Here is a 19,308-nt window from a genome sequence, read left to right on the forward strand (position 1 = left end):
TGGACATCACCTATCCTTGCCGGTCCCCGTACGCAGTTCCTCCTGCTTCGGCTCCAATTCCTCATGATGCTCCTCCGTCTCGACACCGGCGCCTGCAATCAGCCAGACGCCCGTCAGGATCAAGCCGCTGCCGACCATCTGCAGGGCGACCACCCGCTCGCCGAAGACGAACCAGCCGGTCGCGACGATCAGCACATAGCTGATGCCCGTCAGCGGAAAGGCGCGGCTGAGATCGAGCTCGGCCAGCACACTCATCCAGATGAAGAAACCGACGATCTCGATGGCGATAGCCACCAGTATCCATGGAGAGGAGAGAGCCTGCCAGAGCCATGCCTGCATACCTTCATCGTGCAATTGCCCGGCGCCGAGCTTGATGAGGACTTGGTACAGGGTGCTCAACACCGGCACGGCAAGCCAGAAAAACCGCATATTGGGCATTACGCATCCGCCTCGTCTGTCGAGAACAGCGGCGATACCAGTCGCAGCACACTCTGAAGCAAGGGATTGCGATGGTGAAAATACATCGCATTGGCGGTCAGCCTGCTGCCGAGGCGCACCTTGTTTGCATAGTGAGCCTGCCCGCTCTGATAACGGCCCAGGCCGTTCTCCAGGCAGTAACGCAGATTGGTAAACCAGCTGATGAAATAGAGATTATAGGGCCGGCCCTTTTCCCCATCCATGCAGAAGAACTTGTCGATAGCCACGCGCTCGTTATGCACGATCAGATTGGCGGCAAGCAGCTTCTCCTCGACGAAATAGAAGGCGCAGAAAGAGCGGCCGGGCATATGGGCGAGAATGCCCTGGAAATAGGCAGGAGTCAGCTCCTCGAACTGCCATTCGCTGCGATTGCGCGTATCATGATAGAGCGCCATCACCTGAGGCAGGAACTCGCCGAAATCCGTCCGCATCTCCACCCTGACCTGGTCGAAGGATTTCATCTTGCGGCGCATATCCTTGCGGGTGCCAGCCGAAAGCCTGGCGAGATATTCGTCGATCGTCTTGAAATCGATGTCGAGCCACGCCGTCGGAAGAGCGCCGATCGAGGCATAGCCGCGCGCGGCAAACAGATCGCCGAACTCGGCCGAAGCCTGCTCCGGGATATCCTTGAGACCAATCAGCGCACACCGCTCCGTCACGGCAACCTGCTCGAAGAAGGACAACATCTCCGTCAGCAGGACGCGACGACGCTCCTGCGGGATGTCGGGATGAAAGCCGATCGCACCGGTTTCGGTGCAGGGCGATCCCAAACATGCAAGGCGCAGCTTCAGAAAACCTGGAAAATATCGCTGCACCCTGCGCACGGACCGGCGCAGGAATCCCTCATCCAGCGTCGTATCGAGAGCGTAGAGGCAGAGAAAGGCCGGCATGGCGACGCTCACGCGCCCACCCTCCGTAACGGTGATATAGCGCCATTCGAATCCTTCGAGGCCGGCTTCCTCGATCGCCAGCAGGCAATCATAATCCTCGACGTCATTCGGGAAGCATGCATTCCATGCGTCGCGGCCGATGGCGCGGATGCTGAAGTGAACTTCGGCCACCGGGTCACCCATCGACTGCGGCACGATTTTAAGCAGCGGCTGCGACATGACGCGCCTCGAAGAAGTCGGCCGTGAAATCGGCCACCTGCCGATGCTGCCGGTCGACATGGATCATATGATAGCTGTCCGTGATCCATTTCAGCTCATGCGGAGCACCGATATGCTCGGAAATATAGCGGGCATGCTTCGGGCTGGCGAGATCGTCATCCTCGGCATGCAGGATCAGCGTCGGCGTCTGCATCTGCGGCAGCAGGCTGCGAAGCGTCTTACCCAGCCGATGCATCTCGACCAGGCCCTTGCCGGGGAATTTTTCCAGAACCCCTTCGCTCGCCATGCCTTCGATCAGCCGGCGCATGCGCTCGTCCTTGATCCCGAGCGAGGTGGTCTCGCTGAAGCTCAGCCGGTCGAGGAACGGAACGCGCGACAGCCAGCCGATCTGCGAGGCCAGCAGCGGATAGTAGAAGGGAACGTCCCAGCCGTCATAACTGAAGCAAGGCGAATAGATCGCCACCGCACTGATGGTCTTCTTCTGCTGTTCGGCAGCCAGCATAGCGAGCTTGCCACCGACGCAGATGCCGGCGGCAAAGACCTCCTGCGTTCTGGATGCCAGCAGCTCCGACGCTTCGACGACCGAGGCGAGCCAGTCTTCCCAGCGGGTCTGGCGCAACGTCTTCGCATCGACGCCGTGGCCCGCCAGCAGCGGTGCATAGACGCTGTAGCCCCTGCGGTTGAGATGCCGAGCCACCAGTTTCATTTCGGCAGGCGCACCCGTCAGTCCGTGGACCAGAAGGACGCCCTTGCCATTTGAGCCCTCCATGAAGAAGCTCAATTCATCAGCTTTCATGAGGTAGCTCCGACTGCCGGTTTTCCTTGGCCATGAAGCCAAGCGCATGGCAGGTGCTGATGACATGCGTCCCGTTCTTTTCCTGCTCTTCCTTGATTTGCTCGTGCAGCGCCTGCAGCTTCGTCCAGTGGGTGCGGGGACGATAATGGTGCTCGGCATGATAGCCATTGCCGAACCAGAGCCAGTTGTAGAAAGGCTTGTGACTCGAAACGCCCCAGGCGATCGGCTCGTCCGGATCGCCGTTCAGATGCTCGTAATAGCCGTTCAGCGACGACAGGCAATTGCCGATATAGTAGAACGGCACGAAGAACAGCACCGCCTTCCAATCGTAGATCAGCGCGACCGCGGCAAGCCCCAAGAAGAAATAGAGCTCGAAACGCCCCCAAGCCGCATCGAAGGGGCGGTTGCGGGCAATCGCTTTGTGGATGTCGCCAAGGCTGTCCCGGAAGAAGCTCAGGAGCGTATAGGACCAGACGTTTTCCGGTTGGCCGTCGCGGCCATAGCGATAGATCGAGAGCATGTCGATCGTCTCGCCCTTTTCATTCGGACGGTCGCTATTGCCCGAATGATGGCGCATATGCACCCAATGATAATAGGTCTGCGAAAAGCCGATCGCGACCGACTCCAGGAGACTGAAGCCGTAGTTCATCCAGCGCGGCTTGAAATAGGGCGTGTGGATGAAATTGTGCGATATGCTGTTGATGTTCCAGGAGATCGAAACGGCATAAAGGCAGCCGAGAATGGCCGAGAGCCAAAGTGGCCGGCTTTCGAAGCCGACGATCAGATAGACGTCGAAGGCGAGATGGGCGACGGCGGCAAGCACCGGTGCCAGATCCCATCGGGTGTGCGCAAAGATTTTCATAGTCCTGTGACTCCCACGCAAACCACACCGGCGGTGACGAGAAATACGCCCGTCGCGTGGCGCAGGTTGATGTTTTCCTTGAAGATGACGGCGCCGGCGAGCACGATGACGACATAGCTCATCGCCATCAGCGGAAAGGCGATGGTCAGTGGCACGTGCTCCAGAACGGCCGTCCAGGCGAAAAGCTCCACGGCCCAGAGCAGAATGCCGAGCCAGGTGACCGGTTTTGCCAGTGCCTTAAAGGGGGCGTTCTCACTGGCGGATTGCTTGAAGCAGACTTCGCGGGCGGTTTCCGCGACCACGCAGAACAAGATGAGCCCAAGCATGGGAAGTGTCAGGCTGCCAGTCATTGCATATACTCCGCCAGCACCTCCAGCAGGGCATGATTGGCCGCGCTGTTGATGTTTCTCATCGTTTCAGCACCCTGCCGCATACGCGGCTGATCGATGAAGATCTCCGCGCGCTTCATGAACTGTGTCCGAAGGCTGCCAGCATAACTCGGGGTCGAATAATCCCCGATGACATCGGCGCCGATGATGCGGTGACGGCTGCCGATTTCGCTGATGAGGGAGAGGAGATAGGGCAATCGCATGCGGCCCTGATCCCAATTGGTAACGGCATCGTCGGCGGCCAGCACGTCCTTATCGATCGTCACATAGACCGCCTCGGTGCGAATGCGGCTGAGCATATGGTCGATGAAATTTTCCTCGCCGATTTCGACGATCGATTTCCAGTGCAGCGCACCTCTTTCCTGCCGGTAGCTGGCACCGGTACCGTAGTCGGCAAGTACGCGGCTCGGCGGATGTTCGTAAGGATAGAGTTCCAGCTTGCCGTCAGCAAGCCAGTGCAAATTGGCGCCCTTGCGCTCGGGACTGCGAAGATCATGGCTGCAGACGCCGATCGTGATGACCTTCTGGATGCAGGGATTGGCAAGGGCGCGATTGACCCAGGAGCCGCAATGCATGCCGCCGTCGAATTTCACCCAATCCGGATGATTGTCGAAATGGATCAGTGTGGCCGCACCGGATTGTCGCTCGAGTGCGCCATCGAGCAGCAAGGCCGTGACATGGTGGAAATCGCCGGAGCCCATGAAGCACAATTGCGGGTCCTTGCCGGTCGTTGGCCTGTTCTTGACGATCTCGCGACTGAGATCATCAAGGGCGCTCTGTTTGCTCCACAGCCGAACCTGTTGCCCCGCATTCTTGCCGAAATACTGGTGCGCGCCGGCAAATTTGCAGGCGCGCACAAAGTCAGGCTGCAACTCCAAAGCATCATCGAGATGAAGAAGCAGCAGCTGCACCGTCTTATCTCCGGGCAGCACGCGTCAGAAGCTGATCGAGCAGGGCAAGCGCCAGATCGATCTCTTCGCGGGTGATCAGCAGGTTCGGAGCGAAGGTGATGACGTTCTTGTGGTAGCCGCCGACATCGAGCACGAGGCCGTAGGTCCTGCCGCCGACCTGAAGGTCGCCCTTCATGCCTTCGTCGCACATCCAGTCCATCGTCGCCTTGTCCGGCGTGTAGCTGTCGTCCTTGCAGATTTCCATGCGCAGGGCGAGGCCGAGACCGTCGACTTCGCCGACGATGGCATGGCGCTTCTGCAGCTGCTTCAGCCCGTCGAGGAAATGCGCGCCCTTTTCCATGATCGCAGCGCCGAAATCCTGCTCTTCCAGCATCTTCATCGTTTCGAGCGCGACGGCGGTGCCCATCGGATTGCTGGCGAAGGTCGAATGCGTGGAGCCGGGCGGGAAGATCGTCGGGTTGATCAGCTCTTCGCGAGCCCAGACGCCGGAAAGCGGATTGAGGCCGTTGGTGATCGCCTTGCCGAAGATCAGCGCATCCGGCGAAACGCCGAAGTGCTCGATCGACCAGAGCTTGCCGGTGCGGTAGACGCCCATCTGGATTTCGTCGACGACGAGCAGGATGCCGTGATCGTCGAGCACCTTCTTCAGTTCGACGAAGAAGTTCATCGGCGGAATGACGTAGCCGCCCGTGCCTTGGATCGGCTCGATATAGAAGGCCGCATATTCGGACTTGCCGGCCTTCGGGTCCCAGACGCCGTTATATTCGCTTTCGAACAGGCGGGCGAATTTCTGGACGCAGTAATGCCCGTACTCTTCCTTCGACATACCCTTCGGACCGCGGAAGTAATAGGGGAATTCAACGAACTGGGCACGATCGCCGAAATGGCCGTAGCGGCGGCGATAGCGGTAGCTCGAGGTGATTGCCGAGGCGCCGAGCGTGCGGCCGTGATAGCCGCCCTCGAAGGCGAACATCAGGCTCTTGCCGCCCGTATAGTTGCGCACGAGCTTCAGGGAATCCTCGACGGCCTGGGAGCCGCCGACGTTGAAGTGCACGCGGCCCTTATGGCCGAATTTACGCTCGGCATCCTGGGCGATCAGTGCGGCAAGCTCTACCTTCTCGCGATGCAGATATTGCGACGCGACCTGCGGGAGACGGTCGAGCTGGCGATGGGCGGCTTCGTTCAGGCGCTCGTTGCGATAGCCGAAATTGACGGCGGAGTACCACATCTGCAGATCGAGGAACGGTGTGCCGGTCCGATCGTAGACATAGGAGCCTTCGCATTCCTCGAAGAATTTGGGCTTATCCGTGTAGTGAACCGTATCGCCATGGGAGCAATAGAGCTCCTCAAGAGCGCGCAATTCCTCTTCGGAGCGGACGGACTCGGTCTCGCCGCTGAAGGCTTCGGCTACATTCGTTTTCATTCAATGCCTCTTGGTCTGGTTCACGCCGTCTTGACTTGCGGCAGTGCACGGGAGCGTCGCTCGACGCTCGGGAGAACGGCTTCCATCTTTGGAAGCAGATCGGAGAAGTCTTCGAAGCCGACATAGGGAATGCCGTTTTCCTCGCAGTAATCGACAAGCTTGGCCTTGGCGAAAACGAGGTCGACCTTGTCGGAAACACAAAAGTCGCTACGCCCGTCGCCGATATAGACGTGCAGGTCGCTGCTATCGACGACGCGGCATTTGCAGACACCGGCACCGGATACGCAGCCCGTCGCCGTAAACGGCGGAAACAGCGAATAGGATTCGCGGCCCTGCGAAACGCTGCAGGTCAGCACATTGGCGACGATCGGCAGACCCTCGATGCCGTGACGCGCCAGGATGCGCCGGATGAAATAGTCCACACCATCGCTGACGATCGTGACAGGCAATTCGTCGCGGCGGCAAAAGGACAGGAAACTCTCGAAGCCCGAATCGATCGACAGCGTGTCGAGAAACCGGTCGAGCTCGCCCCGGCTTGCCTGGATGAGAGCGATCTGCCGGCGCATGCATTCACCGGAGCCGATCAGCCCCTGCTTCCACAGCTGCTCGATATCTTCCCACTCGGGGCCGGCGAAACGGGACAACACCATATCCGTCGCGTCTTCGATGGATATGGTTCCATCAAAATCGCAAAACACCTGCATGAAATACCCCTTCGCCTAATCCTAAGTTGCGTCTAACAACCTCAGATGAGCCGGGCATGAGCGGAAAATGATGCGAAAATGAAAAACGACGAGGCGTTGTACTTTTAACTCAAGGGCAATCTCAGATCGACCTGAAGACCGTTACCCAAACGTGAGGTAGAAAGATCGACCGTTGCCGAGAGACGGTCCGCCGTATCCGCAACGATAGCGAGACCGAGGCCGGCCCCTTCCGTGTGAAGCGTGTTGAGGCGATAGAAGCGCTGGAATACCGCTTCCCTCTCATGCGGCGGGATGCCGGGACCGCTGTCGCTGATGGAAATGCAGCCAAAACCGTCCTCCGAAGCGATCGAAACTTTGATCTCCCCTCCAACGGGCGTGTATTTGATGGCATTGTCGAGCAGATTGGTGACCAGCATGCGTAGCAGCGACTCGTCCGTCCTGACCTGGATCGGCTCGTCCCCTTCGAGCACGACCTCGAGCTCGCGGCTGGTGATGATGTTGCCGAATTCGGCAATGAGCGACGCCATCCAGTGATAGAGCGGCACCGATGTCAGATTGAGGGGATGGTGGCTGACCCTGGCGAGCCGCAGCAGCTGCTCGATCAGATGGATGGTACGGTTGTTGCTGGCCACGAGATCGGAAATGATCGCCTGCCGCTCGTGATCGCTGTCGCTGTGTTCGAGCATCCGCAAAAGCAGCTTTACGCTCGCCTGGGGTGTGCGCAACTGATGCGCGGCAAGGTCGGAGAAGCGCCGCTCCAGTGTCAGCGACTGGCCGAGCTTTTCCAGCAGCTGATTGATCGACCGGCCAAGCGGGAGCAGATCGCGCGGCAGCTCTTCAACGGGGATAGCCGATAGATCATCGGGCGATCGCGTGCGGATCTGCCGCACCAGCCCGTGGATGGTGCGCAGACCACTATTGATGCCGAGCCAGATGAGAAAGCCGATGACCGGCACCAGCATCAGCAGCGGAAAGAACAGATTGAGGAGAATGTTGGAAACGAGCGTTTCGCGAAGCGCGATCTTTTCGCCGAGCTCGATCACGATGGTCGTGTTCGGGATCGGCAGGGAATAGACGCGCCACTCGTCTCCGCCATAGGTCAGCGTGGTGAAGCCGACCTTCTGCTGCGGTACATCGGAGAGAAAGGCCGTGCTGCTGTAGAAGCGGATATTGCCATCGACCCAGGCGCGAAACATGTGCGCATCGGCATAATCATCGGCGTCTTCATTGAAGGCCAGCTGATTGTCCATGTTGAAGTCGATATCGTCGATCTGCTTGGCCGTATGGTCCGGATTCTTCTCCAGCGGGCGGCGCAGCAGGCTCCAGATCACATTCGCATCGTCGATGAGCTGGGCATCGTAGATATTGTTGATCTCCCGCGTCGCGCTGTTGAAGGCGAAAGCTGCGATCACGACGATCGTCACCACGACGACAGGCGCGATGCGCAGAAACAGCTTGCGGGTAAGCGTGGAATTGTTCATCGCTCGATCATGTAACCGACGCCGCGGATCGACTTGATGAAATCCGTGCCGAGCTTCTTGCGCAGATTGTAGATCGTCACTTCGATCGTGTTGCTCTCGACGGTGTTTTCCGCGTCATAGAGCGCATATTCAATATCGTTCTTCGTCACATATCGGCCGCTGCGCTCCATCAGCAGCTTCAGGAGATGGAATTCCTTCGCCGTGGTATGGACCTGCACATTGCCTTTGCGCGCCACCATGGCAGAGGGGTCGACTTCCACGTCGCCGCAGCGGATGACGCTTTCAGTCCGCCCGTCGCGCCGGCGGATGAGCGCGCGCAGCCGCGCCAGCAGCTCGTCGAGATCGAAAGGCTTGACCAGGTAGTCGTCGGCACCCTCATCGAGGCCCTCGACCTTCTGGCGCACGGAATCCATCGCCGTCAGCAGCAGCACGGGCACGGAATTTCCCCGCTGGCGGATGCGCCGCAACACCTCCATGCCGCTCAGCTGCGGCAGATTGATATCGAGCACGATCGCTGCGAAATGGGAATGCGCCGCCGCCTCGAGGCCGGATTCGCCATCGCGCATCCAGTCGACGCCATAAGCGTGCTTTTCCAGTGCCTTCTTCAGCGATGATCCGAGGATATTGTCGTCTTCAACAAGCAGAACGCGCACGACCAACCTCATTTAGCCGAATATTTCATAGCCGATATCGGCCGCAATTGGAGCGGCGATGTGGCAAAGCTATGACGGATCATTTCCGCCTGGCAAGAGCGCGGGCGTCCTGCATCTTCCGAACAGGCCGAAAACGCTCCGCAATCCACTGGCGGAAAATACTATCTCAGTTTCCGCATGGAGGCCTCCAGCGCCTCGAAGATCCGGGGATCGGTCGACTGCGCGACATTGAAGCGCATGAAGCGTCCGGCCGTATCCGAGAGGCTGAAAACATTGCCGGGCGCAAGGACGATGCCTTCAGCAAGGCAGCCACGCGCGACATCGGCAGCATCGAGCCCTTCCGGCAGCCGGCACCATAGAAACATCCCGGCCCGGGGCTTCAGCCAAGGCACGATGCCGATCGCCTCGAGCCGAGTCGACACCTCCGCCATGGTCTTGGCAAGCCGTACCCGCAGGGCCTCGACATGCCGGCGATAGCTGCCGTCCTTCAGTGCGAGATGGACAAGCTCGGCCGACAATTGCCCGCAGCTGAAGCTGCTGGCAACCTTCAGATCGGCGAGCCCGTCGATCCAATCCCTCCGCACCGCGATGAAGCCGCAGCGCACCGAGGCCGAAAGCGTCTTCGAAAAGCTGCCGATATGGATCACCCGGTCGAGCCCGTCATAGGCAGCGAGACGCGGCGCCGGAACATCCTCGAAATCGGCGAAGATATCGTCCTCGATGATCGTCAGCCCGGCAGCATCCGCCAGCTTCAGCAGCCGGTGTGCCGTCACGGGCGAGAGCGTCGCACCCGTCGGATTGTGGATGGCTGAATTGGTGATGTAGAGCCGTGGTTTGTGCCGTTCGAGGATCTGCCCGAACAGCTCGACATCCGGCCCCGTGGGCGTGAAAGGTACGGAGACGACATTGGCACGATGCGCCCGCAGGAGCGCATGAAAATTGAAATAGCAGGGATCGTCCACGAGCACGGTATCGCCCGGCTCGAGCAGGAAACGGCAGAGAAGATCGATCGCCTGCGTGCCGGATTCCGTCAGCAAGATCTGATCCGGCGACACCGTGATACCATGTTCGCCAAGGCGCCGGGCGAGCAACTGCCGCAGCGGCGGCAGGCCCAGCGGCGTGCCGTAATTGGCAAGCGTTCCCATGTCTCCACGCGCCAGCGTTCGCATCGCCCTGCGCAACGCCGCCTGCGGCAACCAGGAGGGTGGAAGCCAGCCGCAGCCGGGCTTCAGGACATCGTCTCCCACCTCCAGCGATTGCCTGGAAATCCAGAGCGGATCGACGTTGCGATCCGATCTTGCTCCGGTCTCGGACAAGGAAAGCGGCGGCAGCGGGCCGCAGACGTAAAATCCGGCACCCGGCCGTGAACGGATCGTGCCCTCTGCGGCAAGCCGCTCATAGGCCTCGACCACGGTTGAAACAGACACCTGCATCGTCTTTGCGAAGCTGCGCACAGAGGGAAGCCGGGCGCCTGGCATCAGGCTGCGAGTGGCGATACGGTCAGAAATCGCAGCCATCACTCCCTCGATGCGCGTGCCGCCGCCTGCGCTTGCCACCGACAGACCATCCATCCGTACTGCCCCTTACACCATAACAGTTCCTATGAATTGTACTGCACCGTCTCTGGCTTGGCCACACAAATGCGCCGATACCGCGAAGATCAAGACGGAGCATGCGCGATGGACAGGACGACGACAGGATGGATCTATGGTTTGGCGGGAGTGGTCATCTTCAGCGGCTCCCTGCCGGCGACGCGGGTGGCCGTGATGGATTTCGACCCTCTGTTCCTGACGGTTGCCCGAGCCGCAATCGCCGGCCTCCTGGGCCTCGGCCTGCTATTCGCTTTTCGCGAAAAGCGCCCGACCCGCGGCGATATCACCTCGCTCGTCATCGTCGCCCTCGGCTGCGTCGTCGGCTTTCCGCTCTTGACGGCACTGGCGCTAAAGCACGTCACATCGGCCCATTCCATTGTCTTCATCGGCTTGCTGCCGCTGGCAACCGCCATCTTCGGCGTGATGCGCGGCGGCGAGCGGCCACGCCCGGCCTTCTGGATATTCTCCATCCTCGGCAGTGCGCTGGTCTGCGGCTATGCGCTTGCGCAAGGCATGTCGGCCTCGCCTGTCGGCGACCTCCTGATGCTTGCAGCCGTGATCATCTGCGGCCTTGGCTATGCCGAAGGTGCTGTGCTCTCGCGGCGGCTCGGCGGCTGGCAGGTCATCTGCTGGGCTCTGGTCCTGTCCCTGCCCGTCACCGTCGCGCTCTGCTTCATGACCATGCCGCACAGCATTGACGGCATCGGCGGTCCTGCCTGGCTCGGCCTCCTCTATGTCTCGCTCTTCAGCATGCTGATCGGCTTCATCTTCTGGTATCGCGGGCTCGCCCAGGGCGGCATTGCAGCTGTCGGCCAGCTGCAATTCCTGCAGCCCTTCTTCGGCTTTGCGCTTGCCGCAGCCCTCCTCAAGGAAAGCGTCAGCTGGTCGATGCTCGTCGTGACCCTGGCCGTCGTCGCCTGCGTCGCCGGAGCGCGAAAATTCGCCCATTGAGTCCATCACCCGGCAAATCACGGCGCTTGACCTTCTAAACCGATCCGTCTATTAACGACAAATCGGTTTAGAAGGAGCACATCATGCCGACCCCACTCGTCCCGCCTTTCACCCGCGAAACCGCCATCGCCAAGGTCCGCATGGCCGAGGATGGCTGGAACAGCCGCGATCCGGAACGCGTCTCCAAGGTCTATACGGAAGACAGCCAGTGGCGGAACCGCGCCGAATTCCCGCGCGGCCGCAAGGAAATCGTCGAATTCCTGACGCGCAAATGGGCACGTGAACTGGACTATCGGCTGATCAAGGAACTCTGGGCCTTCGAGGGCAATCGCATCGCCGTGCGTTTTGCCTATGAATGGCATGACGACAGCGGCCATTGGTTCCGCTCATACGGCAATGAGAACTGGGAATTCGATGCCGACGGCCTGATGCAGCGCCGTTTCGCCTCCATCAACGACATGCCGATCAGAGAAGAGGACCGGAAATTCCACTGGCCGCTCGGCCGCCGTCCGGACAATCATCCCGGCCTCTCCGACCTCGGCCTTTGAGATGGTGCGTACCGTCTTCGAAAGATCCGATGCCATCGCCCTCGTTGCCGAAGTCTTCCGCGAACTCGGCTACGAAGGTGCGTCGATGAGCGAGATCACCGCCCGCACGAAATTGTCGAAAGGCAGCCTCTATCACTTCTTTCCGGGCGGCAAGGAAGAAATGGCGGCGGAGATCATGGCCAATATCGATGCCTGGTTCGTGACGGAGATGTTCAAGCCGCTGGAAGAGGGCGAGCCACGGTCAGCGATTGCCCGCATGTGGGAGACGACAGACAGCTATTTCCGCTCCGGCCGCCGGGTCTGCCTGATCGGCGCCTTCGCGCTCGACGAAACGCGCGATCGCTTTTCCACCGCTATACGTGACTATTTCCATCGCTGGATCGAAGCGCTTGCCGGCGCTCTGCTCAGGGCCGGCGCGCCAGGCACCGAGGCGAAAATGCTCGCCGAAGAGGCCGTCATCGGCATACAGGGCGCTTTGACCCTTGCCAGAGCCCTTGGAGATGAGGCAGTGTTTGGCAGAACCTTGGCGCGGCTGAAGCGACGGCTGGAAACGGCGCTCGGCTAAACCATTTTATCGACACGAATCACAGCATAGCCAATGCTTCGCCCCTTGTTCGAACAGGCTCGCGCCGACCGCTATTCGTGCGCTTCTGCTGGCGATATCGCCGAAAATCACCTGGAAAGGACATCTTCAAGCCCTCAGGGTTGGGGATGACCACCTCAACAACCCACTGATATTAAAGAATCCTCCACAAAAGTATGTCATCGTTAATCATGTTTGATTTGCAACTATCCAAGCTCCCATGTTCAGCAGGGAATGGGAGCATCGAGGAGATGGATAGAAGATGCTGCAGCAGGTAAATGAAACCGACGACGCGCTGATCGACCGATTGCAACGTTCGGCCTTCGACTATTTCATGCTTTACACCAATCCGGAAAACGGACTGGTGGCGGATACGTCGATCAAGACGAGCCATTGCAGCATTGCTGCGGTCGGCTTTGCACTGTCGAGCTATCCGGTCGCCGTCGAGCGTGGCTGGATTAGCCGTGCCGATGCGGCCAAACGGGTGCTGGCCGCCCTGGATTTCTTCGCCAACAGCGATCAGGGCACCGAGCGTGGCGCCACCGGCCATCGCGGCTTCTACTATCACTTCCTCTATATGGAGACCGGCAACCGCGCCTGGAACAGCGAGCTTTCGACCATCGACACTGGTCTGCTGCTGCTCGGCGTGCTGACCGCAGCCGCTTATTTCACCGGAAACAGCCAGGTCGAGCGCGATCTCCGCAAGCAGGCGAAATTCCTCTATGAGCGCTGCGACTGGCATTGGGCCTTGAACAAGGGCCAGACCATCAGCATGGGCTGGAAGCCGGCCAGCGGTTTCCTGCGCTGGCGCTACCAGGGTTATGACGAGGCGATCTTCCTCTATGTGCTGGCGCTCGGCTCGCCCACGCATCCCGTCCCGCCATCAAGCTACGACGCCTTTGCCTCGACCTACACCTGGATGATGTTCAAGGACACGCCCTTCCTCTATGCCGGGCCGCTGTTCATCCACCTCTTCTCGCATGCCTGGATCGATTTTCGCGGCATCCGCGACAAGCATGTCGCCGACAAGGACATCGATTATTTCCGCAATACGCAAACGGCGATATCAGTGCAGCGCGACTATACCGAGCGCAATCCTGGCCATTTTGTCGGCTATACGAAGGATATCTGGGGCCTTTCCGCCTGCGACGGCCCGAACCCGACAGGAACCAAGCACAGCCTGCGCTATGCCCCGAAGGTCTTCGGATATGCCGCCCGCGGCGCCCCGCTCGGTCCCGACGACGGCACCATCGCCCCATGGGGACCGCTGTCCTGCCTCGCTTTCGACCGCCAGGCCGCACTCGACGGCACGCGGGCGCTGCTTTCGACCTATCCCAACCTGCTGCTCGACGGCCGTTTCCCCGGCGGCTTCAATCCGAGCGTCAAAGGCCCCGGCCCGGAAGGATGGGTGGACGACCGCTCCGTCGCCATCGACCAGGGCCTGCTGGTCATGATGATCGAAAACGCCCGCACTGGCATGATCTGGAACCTGATGCGGCAATCTCCGATCCTTCGCACCGGCCTGGAACGCGCCGGCTTCACCGGCGGCTGGCTGGACGAGAAGCCTGCGGTGGCATGATTGGCGGATTGTGGGTGGCCATCAGGTGTACCCACAAAACGGGAACAATATACCTTAGCTTTGATTTAGTCCTCTGTCGGCAATGCGGGACGAGAGGGCAATCGCGCTAACTAGCTACCCTCCCCGCACATCGACACGCTGTTTATGACAATAGCCAAAAGTCGTATGGAAAACGCTAGTGGTTTGTTCCACTATATGAAATCGTCTTGGTTGCACCAAAAACCGTCGCAGACTCTGAATATTGAGAACCACAAAATGCCTGATGCTGAAGTACTTACCATCCCGCGGATTATTTCTAGAGTTGGGATGCTCGTCTTCGTTGCTGCGATGGTCACCTATTTGGTGTGGGAAATGTTCAGCGAGAGCGCTGCTCTAAGTCGGCTCTCGGCGACCGCGCAAATTTATCACTATACGGAGAGATGCAACGCCGATGGCAACCCAATTTCGACCGGGCAACCCAACTGCGTCGATCTGAATCGATACGTATTTGTCCATGGCCCTCCCGACACAGCCTTTCGCAGGGCGTGTTCAAGGCAGACAGCGGAGATGCTGTCCTTTGAGAGGGGTAAAGTATCGACTTTCGAAATCAACCTCGTCGATAAGATGTTGCAGTTTCGAGCGCGAAATGGAGTGAGTTCTCCATGTTAGCGGCTTACCGAGACGCCTCAAAGCCTCTCGATCGCCGCGATCACCTCATCCTCGACGGTGATACCCTCTATCAGCGCCGACCGCCGCGAACTCTGACCGCGTCGCCCCGGCAGCCGGACACTGGCATCGCGGGTGATCTCGCCGGCCAGCAAGGCCAGCCGCTGCGCCGTATCCACAGCACTCGTCGCGGCCGGATTGATCGCGATGATCATATGGCCCAGCGCAGGCGGCGCCCCCTTGTCGTCGAAGAGCGAGGAGGCCTCGAAAGCATAATTGGCGCCGGTCAGGCCGGCTGCCAGAATTTCGACCATGAGAGCCAGTGCCGCACCCTTGGCATCGCCGGCCGGGATCATGGTGCCGGCCAAGGCCTCTTCGGCATCCGTGGTCGGCCTCCCCTCGCGGTCGAAAGCCCAGTCAGCCGGGATCGGGGCACCCTGTTGCCGCGCCGCCATCACCTTGCCACGCGCCACCTTCGACAGCGCCAGGTCGATGACAACAGGCTCCTCGCCGGGCAGCGGCGCAGCGAAAGCAATCGGATTGGTGCCGAAAACCGGTGTCTTGCCGCCCCAGGGCGCCATCGAGGCCGGCGCATTGGCGACCATCAGCGCCACCAGACCCTGATCGGCAAAACGCTCCACCGTCAGGCCCATAACACCGGCATGATGGGAGCGGCTGATGGCGGCAAGCGCAATCCCCTGTTCGCGGGCGACGGCTGGAAGCTCGGCAACGACAAGATCGAGCGCGGGATAGGCATAGCCATTGCCGGCATCGATGCGCAGCACGGCGGGAAAAGGTCGGCTAAGCTGCGGCCTGGCAAAACCGTCGGTCTTGCCGACCTTGGCCTGGCCGGCATAAGCAGGGACGCGGCGCAGACCATGGCCACCCTGCCCGGCAGCCTCCGCCGCGACAAGCGCGACAGCCACGGAACGAGCGTTCTCGGCACTGACCCTGTTTCGCTGCAAAGCCTCCATGACCAATGTTTCGGCTTCGGCAAGCGACAGATACATGGGACAAGACCTTGAAAACATATGGGAGGACAAAGGCTTTCTACGCCTTCATCCTCTCCATCGCAATGCAGCAAGGCTCTCGCGCTATGCCACGTCGAACTTGACGCCCTGGGCCAGCGGCAGCGTCCGGCCATAATTGATCGTGTTGGTCGCCCGACGCATATAGGCCTTCCAGGCATCCGAGCCGGATTCGCGGCCGCCACCCGTCTCCTTCTCGCCGCCGAATGCGCCACCGATCTCGGCACCGGAGGGGCCAAGATTGACGTTGGCAATGCCGCAATCCGATCCGCGAGCTGAGACGAAGGTTTCGGCTTCCCTCATGTCATTGGTGAAGATCGAGGAAGACAGGCCTTGCGGCACAGCATTATGCAGCGCCAGCGCCTTGTCGAAATCGCTGTACTTCATGACATAGAGGATCGGCGCAAAGGTTTCCTGCTCGACCGGACCTGTCTGTTCCGGCATTTCGACGAGAGCCGGTCGAACATAGAAGGCATCGGCTGAGCCGCTTTCAATGCGTTCACCGCCTGTCACCTTGCCGCCGGCCGCCTTCGCAGCTTCAAGCGCTGCCTGCATGCGGTCGAAAGCCTGCTTATCGATCAGCGGTCCAACCAGAGTACCGGCTTCAAGCGGATTTCCTATCGTGACCGAACCATAAGCCTTCTGCAGGCGCGGCACGAGCTGGTCGTAGACGCTTTCATGAACGAAAAGGCGGCGCAGCGTCGTGCAGCGCTGGCCGGCCGTGCCCATGGCGGAAAAGGCAACGCCACGCAGGGTGAGATCGAGATCGGCCGTCGGGCAGACGATTGCGGCATTGTTGCCGCCGAGTTCGAGGATGGCGCGGGCGAAACGGCCTGCAAGACGCGGGCCGACGGCGCGGCCCATGGCCGTCGATCCGGTCGCCGAGACCAGCGGCACTTGGCGATGATCGACCAGCAACTCGCCAAGATCGCGGCCACCGATCAGCAGGGTCGAAAGATTGGCGGGTGCCTCGCCGCCCTCGGCGACGTAGCGCTTCAGAGCCTTCTCGAACAAGGCCTGCACGGCAAGCGCCGTCAGCGGCGTCTTTTCCGATGGCTTCCAGATGGTGGAATTGCCGCAGACAATGGCAAGTGCTGCATTCCACGACCAGACGGCAACGGGGAAATTGAAGGCCGAGATGATGCCGATCGCGCCCAGCGGATGCCAGCTTTCCATCATCCGGTGCTCGGAGCGCTCCGTAGCGATGGTGAGACCATAAAGCTGGCGCGAGAGACCGACGGCGAAATCGCAGATATCGATCATCTCCTGCACTTCGCCGAGGCCCTCGGAGGTGATCTTGCCCACTTCGATCGAGACGAGACGCCCAAGGGCCGCCTTGCCGGCGCGCAACTCTTCACCAAGCAGGCGGATCAGCTCGCCGCGCTTCGGCGCCGGCACATTGCGCCAAGACAGAAACGCGTCGTGTGCCGCCGTAATCGCAGCACTCGCCTCATCAGTCGAATGCTCCCTCAGCCGGCCGATCTCGGCACCGGTTACAGGTGAGGTAACGGCAAGCGTTCCGCCGGTGTAGCGATCGGCTGAGACGCCAAGCTCCGTCATTATTGTCTTGGTTTCGGCAGCAAGATCTGATGTCGCGGTCATCTTGTTTCCTCTTCCCGTAATGCCGGTTCAGTTATTTTTAGACTCTGGCGCCGACGAAATGCGCGGCCTGGGCGCCAGCCTCGTACCACATTTCCTTCGCCGCCCTGAAGCTCGGCTCGACGATATCGGTCACCGGCAGCGGCAGATCGGCCTCGGAAATCTGTCCGAGAATGTGGCTGGCCAAAACCTTGCCGAACACGGTTCCTGGCGCGATGCCACGGCCGTTATAACCGGAGAAGCCGACGACATTCTGGTCCAGCTTGTGGAAGCGCGGCAGCGCGTTGTCGGTCATGCCGATCTTGCCATACCATTCGCATTCGAAAGGAATACCGCCAAGCTGCGGAAAGAGTTTTCTGATCGAACGCCGAGCCCAGCTCTTGTGAATGGCAAGACCTGTATTGCGCAGCGCCCCGACGCTGCCGAATACGAGCCGTCCGGCCTGGTCCATACGGAAGGACGAGAGCACTTCCTTGGTATCCCAGGCGCCTTCACGCCCCGGCAGCACGGATTTGCGCAAGTTGTCGCCAAGCGGGACGGTGGCGAAATTGAAATAGGGCAGATGCACCTGTTCGTTCCGAACCTTTTCCCACGGGCCGGTGCTATAGGCGTCCGTGGCCACCACGATCCAGTCGGCGCTGACCTTGCCGCCATCAGTCGAAACCACCCATTTCGCACCGCTTCTTTCAGTCGATGTCACCCGGCTACCGGTGTGAATGGTAGCGCCAGCCTTCACTACGGCATGGGCAAGGCCGCGCGCATAGGCAAGCGGCTGCAGGGTACCGGCGCGCATGTCGAGCAGCGCCCCGGTGTAGGCTGAGCTGCCGACGCGGCGCTGCGTTTCCCGCGCATCCAATACCGTGACCGGCGCACCGCGCTTTTCCCACTGCCGGGCGCGCTCCTCAATTTCCTTCAGCCCCTCCGGCCCGACAGCGCAATGCAGTGTGCCGTTTCGTTCCAGTTCGCAGGCGATGCCATGCTTGTCGATCAGCTCCATGACCAGCTTCGGCCCGTTGCCGAGCAGATCGAGCAGCCGCTCGCCGTGGACGGCACCGAGTTCGCCGGGCAAATCGTCCGGCATCACCCACATGCCGGCATTGATGAGGCCAACATTGCGACCCGCGCCGCCAAAGCCGATTTCATTGGCTTCCAGCAGCACGGCGCTGGTACCAGCTTCCGCCAGATGCAACGCCGTCGAAAGACCGGTATAGCCGCCCCCGACCACCACGACATCGGCATTGATATCACCGGAAAGCGGCTTGGTTGCCGGCGGTGGGGGAGCGGTCTTTTCCCAAAGACCGTGGGAGCGCGGGTCATTCAGCATGAAATCGGTCCAATCGACAGAGATAATCGCGCCAATCTAGCGCCATGCTCGAAATTGCGGAAGCGGCAAGAGCGACATCCGATGGACATGGCATGATGCCAAAAAATCATCGGCTCTGGAGAAAAACTTGCATGGCGAAGGCGCTTTCGACCATGATAGAGAAAAGCCGGCCGCTATGGCGGCGGCAGACAGAAGCAGGACATTCTCATGAAGCCCATTTTCGTTCAGCTCCAATGCGCCCCCGGCAAGACCTATGAGGTCGCCGATGCGATCTACCAGACGGAGCTGGTTTCGGAACTGTATTCCACCAGCGGCGACTACGATCTGCTGATGAAGGTCTACATCGCCGAAGAGCAGGATATCGGCAAGTTCATCAACGACCACATCGCCAATATCCCGGGCATCGTCCGCTCGCTGACGACACTGACCTTCCGAGCGTTTTGAGAGGCTTGGACTCGGGTCGCAATTGAAGTCACATTCGCGGGATTGCCCCTCACTCCCACCCTCTCCCCGCTTGCGGCAGGGCCATCGCATATGGAGGCGGACGAGCACTATGAGCTCCTTCTCCCCTTGGGGAGAAGGTGGCCCGAAGGGTCGGATGAGGGGGTTATCGATTTGAATTCATGGATTTTTGTGGTCGTGGCAGGCACCCCC

The 19,308-nt window shown here is 60.2% G+C and carries 19 protein-coding genes; 5 read left to right on the top strand and 14 right to left on the bottom strand.

Annotated elements, in window-relative coordinates; translation table 11 throughout:
* Window positions 1–6 precede the first annotated feature (6 nt).
* The 11 genes from AC13QY_RS19775 to AC13QY_RS19825 all read right to left on the bottom strand — a co-directional run bounded on the left by AC13QY_RS19775 (window position 7) and on the right by AC13QY_RS19825 (window position 10,376).
* Window positions 7–438: a DMT family transporter gene (locus AC13QY_RS19775; RefSeq protein ID WP_113330890.1), complete on the bottom strand. Its 432-nt coding sequence runs from the start codon at window positions 436–438 to the stop codon at window positions 7–9.
* Entirely contained in the window at window positions 438–1,586 is a 1,149-nt protein-coding gene (locus AC13QY_RS19780; RefSeq protein ID WP_488493828.1) for a peptidogalycan biosysnthesis protein, read from the bottom strand. Before AC13QY_RS19780 ends, AC13QY_RS19775 begins: the two co-directional genes overlap by 1 nt.
* The gene (locus AC13QY_RS19785; RefSeq protein WP_113330892.1) at window positions 1,567–2,382 is read right to left on the bottom strand and encodes an alpha/beta fold hydrolase; all 816 of its coding nucleotides are present in this window, start codon (window positions 2,380–2,382) and stop codon (window positions 1,567–1,569) included. Before AC13QY_RS19785 ends, AC13QY_RS19780 begins: the two co-directional genes overlap by 20 nt.
* Window positions 2,372–3,244: a fatty acid desaturase gene (locus tag AC13QY_RS19790; protein WP_113330893.1), complete on the bottom strand. Its 873-nt coding sequence runs from the start codon at window positions 3,242–3,244 to the stop codon at window positions 2,372–2,374. The genes AC13QY_RS19785 and AC13QY_RS19790 overlap by 11 nt, the downstream gene beginning before the upstream one ends.
* The gene (locus AC13QY_RS19795) at window positions 3,241–3,594 is read right to left on the bottom strand and encodes a DMT family transporter (RefSeq protein WP_069614805.1); all 354 of its coding nucleotides are present in this window, start codon (window positions 3,592–3,594) and stop codon (window positions 3,241–3,243) included. Before AC13QY_RS19795 ends, AC13QY_RS19790 begins: the two co-directional genes overlap by 4 nt.
* Window positions 3,591–4,544 carry an arginase family protein gene (locus AC13QY_RS19800; RefSeq protein WP_488493829.1) on the bottom strand — a complete coding sequence of 318 codons (954 nt, stop codon included), beginning with the start codon at window positions 4,542–4,544 and terminating at the stop codon, window positions 3,591–3,593. The genes AC13QY_RS19795 and AC13QY_RS19800 overlap by 4 nt, the downstream gene beginning before the upstream one ends.
* A 4-nt stretch (window positions 4,545–4,548) precedes the next feature.
* A complete protein-coding gene (locus tag AC13QY_RS19805; RefSeq protein WP_488493830.1) occupies window positions 4,549–5,967 on the bottom strand; it encodes an aspartate aminotransferase family protein in 1,419 nt (472 codons plus the stop codon).
* 20 nt (window positions 5,968–5,987) lie between these two features.
* Window positions 5,988–6,671, bottom strand: a complete 684-nt coding sequence (locus AC13QY_RS19810; protein WP_113352947.1) for an MtnX-like HAD-IB family phosphatase — start codon at window positions 6,669–6,671, stop codon at window positions 5,988–5,990.
* 104 nt (window positions 6,672–6,775) lie between these two features.
* Window positions 6,776–8,152: a sensor histidine kinase gene (locus tag AC13QY_RS19815; protein ID WP_113330897.1), complete on the bottom strand. Its 1,377-nt coding sequence runs from the start codon at window positions 8,150–8,152 to the stop codon at window positions 6,776–6,778.
* Complete coding sequence (locus AC13QY_RS19820) at window positions 8,149–8,805, bottom strand: response regulator transcription factor (RefSeq protein WP_069614823.1); 657 nt, start codon at window positions 8,803–8,805, stop codon at window positions 8,149–8,151. Before AC13QY_RS19820 ends, AC13QY_RS19815 begins: the two co-directional genes overlap by 4 nt.
* A gap of 161 nt (window positions 8,806–8,966) precedes the next feature.
* Window positions 8,967–10,376 (bottom strand): aminotransferase-like domain-containing protein, encoded by a 1,410-nt coding sequence (locus tag AC13QY_RS19825; RefSeq protein WP_488493831.1) that lies wholly within the window; start codon window positions 10,374–10,376, stop codon window positions 8,967–8,969.
* A 108-nt stretch (window positions 10,377–10,484) separates the two neighbouring features.
* Between AC13QY_RS19825 and AC13QY_RS19830 the strand changes: the two genes are divergently transcribed.
* The 4 genes from AC13QY_RS19830 (at window position 10,485) to AC13QY_RS19845 (ending at window position 14,058) form a co-directional block, all read left to right on the top strand.
* On the top strand, window positions 10,485–11,348 hold the full coding sequence (locus AC13QY_RS19830; RefSeq protein WP_152094831.1) for a DMT family transporter: 864 nt from the start codon (window positions 10,485–10,487) through the stop codon (window positions 11,346–11,348).
* An 83-nt stretch (window positions 11,349–11,431) separates the two neighbouring features.
* Window positions 11,432–11,896 (top strand): nuclear transport factor 2 family protein, encoded by a 465-nt coding sequence (locus AC13QY_RS19835; RefSeq protein ID WP_488493832.1) that lies wholly within the window; start codon window positions 11,432–11,434, stop codon window positions 11,894–11,896.
* Window position 11,897: 1 nt separating this feature from the next.
* Window positions 11,898–12,461, top strand: coding sequence for a TetR/AcrR family transcriptional regulator (locus tag AC13QY_RS19840; protein ID WP_488493833.1), 564 nt, complete (start codon window positions 11,898–11,900; stop codon window positions 12,459–12,461).
* A gap of 280 nt (window positions 12,462–12,741) precedes the next feature.
* Window positions 12,742–14,058 carry a glucoamylase family protein gene (locus AC13QY_RS19845; RefSeq protein ID WP_488493834.1) on the top strand — a complete coding sequence of 439 codons (1,317 nt, stop codon included), beginning with the start codon at window positions 12,742–12,744 and terminating at the stop codon, window positions 14,056–14,058.
* A gap of 665 nt (window positions 14,059–14,723) precedes the next feature.
* Here the strand turns inward: AC13QY_RS19845 and AC13QY_RS19850 are convergent.
* The 3 genes from AC13QY_RS19850 to AC13QY_RS19860 all read right to left on the bottom strand — a co-directional run bounded on the left by AC13QY_RS19850 (window position 14,724) and on the right by AC13QY_RS19860 (window position 18,654).
* Entirely contained in the window at window positions 14,724–15,713 is a 990-nt protein-coding gene (locus AC13QY_RS19850) for an Ldh family oxidoreductase (RefSeq protein ID WP_488493835.1), read from the bottom strand.
* 84 nt (window positions 15,714–15,797) lie between these two features.
* Window positions 15,798–17,333, bottom strand: a complete 1,536-nt coding sequence (amaB, locus tag AC13QY_RS19855) for an L-piperidine-6-carboxylate dehydrogenase (protein WP_488493836.1) — start codon at window positions 17,331–17,333, stop codon at window positions 15,798–15,800.
* Between the two features lie 37 nt (window positions 17,334–17,370).
* Window positions 17,371–18,654, bottom strand: a complete 1,284-nt coding sequence (locus tag AC13QY_RS19860) for an NAD(P)/FAD-dependent oxidoreductase (protein WP_488493837.1) — start codon at window positions 18,652–18,654, stop codon at window positions 17,371–17,373.
* Window positions 18,655–18,861: 207 nt separating this feature from the next.
* Here AC13QY_RS19860 and AC13QY_RS19865 point away from each other — a divergent pair, with 207 nt between their 5' ends.
* Entirely contained in the window at window positions 18,862–19,098 is a 237-nt protein-coding gene (locus AC13QY_RS19865; RefSeq protein WP_015341532.1) for an Lrp/AsnC ligand binding domain-containing protein, read from the top strand.
* The last annotated feature ends 210 nt before the right edge of the window (window positions 19,099–19,308 follow it).

The sequence above is a fragment of the Martinezella sp. CNPSo 3795 genome, from assembly GCF_057784475.1.

What these genes read in the sequence shown, in the direction of transcription:
- AC13QY_RS19830 (WP_152094831.1), top strand. Translation starts at nt 10,485, where the DNA reads ATGGACAGGACGACGACAGGATGGATCTATGGTTTGGCGGGAGTGGTC.
- AC13QY_RS19860 (WP_488493837.1), bottom strand. Translation starts at nt 18,654, where the DNA reads ATGCTGAATGACCCGCGCTCCCACGGTCTTTGGGAAAAGACCGCTCCC.
- AC13QY_RS19790 (WP_113330893.1), bottom strand. Translation starts at nt 3,244, where the DNA reads ATGAAAATCTTTGCGCACACCCGATGGGATCTGGCACCGGTGCTTGCC.
- AC13QY_RS19825 (WP_488493831.1), bottom strand. Translation starts at nt 10,376, where the DNA reads ATGGATGGTCTGTCGGTGGCAAGCGCAGGCGGCGGCACGCGCATCGAG.
- AC13QY_RS19835 (WP_488493832.1), top strand. Translation starts at nt 11,432, where the DNA reads ATGCCGACCCCACTCGTCCCGCCTTTCACCCGCGAAACCGCCATCGCC.
- AC13QY_RS19840 (WP_488493833.1), top strand. Translation starts at nt 11,898, where the DNA reads ATGGTGCGTACCGTCTTCGAAAGATCCGATGCCATCGCCCTCGTTGCC.
- AC13QY_RS19845 (WP_488493834.1), top strand. Translation starts at nt 12,742, where the DNA reads ATGCTGCAGCAGGTAAATGAAACCGACGACGCGCTGATCGACCGATTG.
- AC13QY_RS19785 (WP_113330892.1), bottom strand. Translation starts at nt 2,382, where the DNA reads ATGAAAGCTGATGAATTGAGCTTCTTCATGGAGGGCTCAAATGGCAAG.
- AC13QY_RS19775 (WP_113330890.1), bottom strand. Translation starts at nt 438, where the DNA reads ATGCCCAATATGCGGTTTTTCTGGCTTGCCGTGCCGGTGTTGAGCACC.
- AC13QY_RS19865 (WP_015341532.1), top strand. Translation starts at nt 18,862, where the DNA reads ATGAAGCCCATTTTCGTTCAGCTCCAATGCGCCCCCGGCAAGACCTAT.
- AC13QY_RS19815 (WP_113330897.1), bottom strand. Translation starts at nt 8,152, where the DNA reads ATGAACAATTCCACGCTTACCCGCAAGCTGTTTCTGCGCATCGCGCCT.
- amaB (WP_488493836.1), bottom strand. Translation starts at nt 17,333, where the DNA reads ATGACCGCGACATCAGATCTTGCTGCCGAAACCAAGACAATAATGACG.
- AC13QY_RS19795 (WP_069614805.1), bottom strand. Translation starts at nt 3,594, where the DNA reads ATGACTGGCAGCCTGACACTTCCCATGCTTGGGCTCATCTTGTTCTGC.
- AC13QY_RS19780 (WP_488493828.1), bottom strand. Translation starts at nt 1,586, where the DNA reads ATGTCGCAGCCGCTGCTTAAAATCGTGCCGCAGTCGATGGGTGACCCG.
- AC13QY_RS19810 (WP_113352947.1), bottom strand. Translation starts at nt 6,671, where the DNA reads ATGCAGGTGTTTTGCGATTTTGATGGAACCATATCCATCGAAGACGCG.
- AC13QY_RS19850 (WP_488493835.1), bottom strand. Translation starts at nt 15,713, where the DNA reads ATGTATCTGTCGCTTGCCGAAGCCGAAACATTGGTCATGGAGGCTTTG.
- AC13QY_RS19805 (WP_488493830.1), bottom strand. Translation starts at nt 5,967, where the DNA reads ATGAAAACGAATGTAGCCGAAGCCTTCAGCGGCGAGACCGAGTCCGTC.